Annotated in this window: 1 protein-coding gene and 1 pseudogene; both read right to left on the reverse strand. The window is 56.9% G+C overall.

Going from position 1 to position 2,456, the window contains the following annotated elements:
- A pseudogene (locus Q0216_RS09885) lies at window positions 1-467 on the reverse strand (adhesin); the annotation flags it as partial.
- A gap of 699 nt (window positions 468-1,166) precedes the next feature.
- Window positions 1,167-2,456 (reverse strand): LPXTG cell wall anchor domain-containing protein (locus tag Q0216_RS09890; RefSeq protein WP_298594974.1); only part of this gene is annotated, 1,290 nt, incomplete at its 5' end.

Below are 2,456 nucleotides of genomic sequence, written 5' to 3' on the forward strand. Positions count from 1 at the left end.
TGCTGGTGGGGGTCGAGGGTGCCTGCGGGCAGGGTCAGCTGGGCGCTGAAGCGACCACCCTCCACGTCGAGTTCGGGTACGAGGGTCATCGCTACGGCGGAGCCGCGAGCCAACGCGTAGAGGGGGTACTGGCGGTATTCGCTCACGTAGACCGCCACGCCGTAACGCTCAACAGGACCGCCGGTGAAGCCTTCACCACTGACGGTGATGCTCTGGGAGCGTGCGGGGTTAATGACAACGCCCTGCTCTACGTACACCTGCGGGGAATTCTGGGTAGCAACGTTTTCGACGGAGGTTACGTTTGCCGCGGAGGGAGGATTATCAGGCTCCACCGTAGTTGAGGAGGCGAGCCCACCAGTATTCTGCACCTGCACACCTGCGTGTGCGGCACCAACGCCGGTGACGGACAGGACAGAAGCAGCAATAGCGGCTGTTGCTCGGGTTTTTGAGTGAGCGGGTTCGGGCATGGGACACACCTTCTTCTGTGAGTGTGAACGATACCCTCCGGAGAGTGCCACGAATCGAAGTTAGACGGGTGCCTCTTCGGGTTTGAACGCTATAACGTACGGACTAGTCATAACATTCATGTAGTGGTGAAAGTTACCGCGAAGGGAATCGCTCTATTTATCGGTAATTCCACACTAACAATACTTTTCTTGATATTGCTGTAAATACGCTTTACATCCCAAGTATTTTCCTGTGCAATAACCCACACAGAATATTTTTCACCTTTCAGAACACCATCAAGAGCACTCAAAATGCACAGACTAGGTAAAACTTTTCAACTCTCCCTTGAGGCTCAAGGTTTTATTACATGTATATGCAGATTTAATGGATTTGAGATAAAAATATTCTGCACATTCATGCATTTAATTTATTTCTTTTAAGTGAAAAAATAGCAGGTCACGTCATTTTCTCTACATTTTCCCCAAAAGAGTACAGACCAATACCACAATAAAAATCTCCCCTCACCATTGAGCACAACAAACCAACCCCTCAACCGCCTCCTCCCCCAGCCATCCGCATCCAGAAAAGCACCGCAAAGAAAAATCGCAGATACGCAAAAGTGCCGCCAATACTCTTTCTAGAGTATTGGCGGCACTCGCTTCACTCACCTCGCGGTGAGCGTCAGATTTTCAGAGCCTGAGCTATTAGAGGCTGAGCTATTAGAGGCTGCGGCGGCGCAGGAGCATCAGTGCAGCACCAGCAATCAGAGCCGCGGCGCCAACGCCTGCGATACCTGCAACACCCTCGGCACCGGTGTTAGCCAGCTGCGGCTTCGAGGAAGCCGAAGAAGAGGTCGAAGCCGAACCCTTGGTGCCGGAGACACCTACAGTGTGGCCATTGGAGTTAGAGGAGGTAGCAGCGGATGCGTTGCCAACCTTAGCCTTGGGTGCCTGAGAAGAAGGCATACGGGTCTCGGTTACGACAACCGAACCGTCTTCGCGCATTTCAGCGGTAAAGACGCTGGTGGTGCCGTCACCGTTATCGCGAACGGTGGTGTTGTCACCCTCGGTAGCTGCCGGCAGGGTCGGTGCGGGGTTGTTCGCATCGCTCACGGTAGCGGTGGTGACTGCCACCTGGTGTACCAGACCGTTGGGGTCGCTGGTTGCCACCATTGCGTAGGCGTAACCGGGCTGCAGCAGCTCGGCAAGAACGCTGACCTTGACGCGGAAGGTGCCGTTCACGATTTCAGAAGCGGGAATATCGTGGGTTGCCAGAGCCTCGCCGGTGATGTTGCCGTTTGCGTCCAGGCGGTAGATTGCAATCTGGACACCGTTAGCGACGGACTCGTGGGTGAAGCCGGAGCCGTTGAAGGTCAGAACGTTGTACTGGTCGTTCGGGTCCAGGGAAGCGTCCTCAGTGGTGAGGGTTGCGTTCTCGGGTGCTGCGGGAGCCTCGGGTGCCGGGGTCTCAGCCTTGGGTGCTTCCGGAGCAGGAGTTTCTTCCTTGGGTGCCTCAGTCTTGGGAGCCTCGGGTGCCGGGGTCTCGTCAGCCTTCGGGGTCTCCGGCGCCGGGGTTACGGGAGCGGGAGTCTCATCAGCCTTGGGAGCCTCGGAGGAGGTGGACTCGGTGACCTTGAAGGAGGAGATTGCCACGAGCTTCTGATCGGGCTGACCCTGCGGGTTGCTTACGGCAGCCAGTGCGTAGGATGCGCCGGCGGGCAGCTTGCTTGCTTCAACGGTAATGGAAGTCTTGAAGGTGCCGTCCTGAATCTGATCTGCGGGCACCGCAATGGTAGCGAGGGCGTCACCGGTGATCTGGTTGTCTGCGTCCAGTGCGTAGATGCTGACCTGCACGCCGGGGCCGACCTTCTCGCCGTAGAAGCCGGTGCCAACAACGTTCACGGTGTTCAGCTGTGCGTCACCGGGGAAGTGAGCATTCTCGATAACGATGGAGGGGTCAGCCTGCTTTGCCTCGGGTGCCGGAGTGGAGGGGGTGGAGGGCTCGGGGGT

The sequence above is a fragment of the uncultured Rothia sp. genome (assembly GCF_937976295.1).
Taxonomy (GTDB): Bacteria; Actinomycetota; Actinomycetes; order Actinomycetales; family Micrococcaceae; genus Rothia.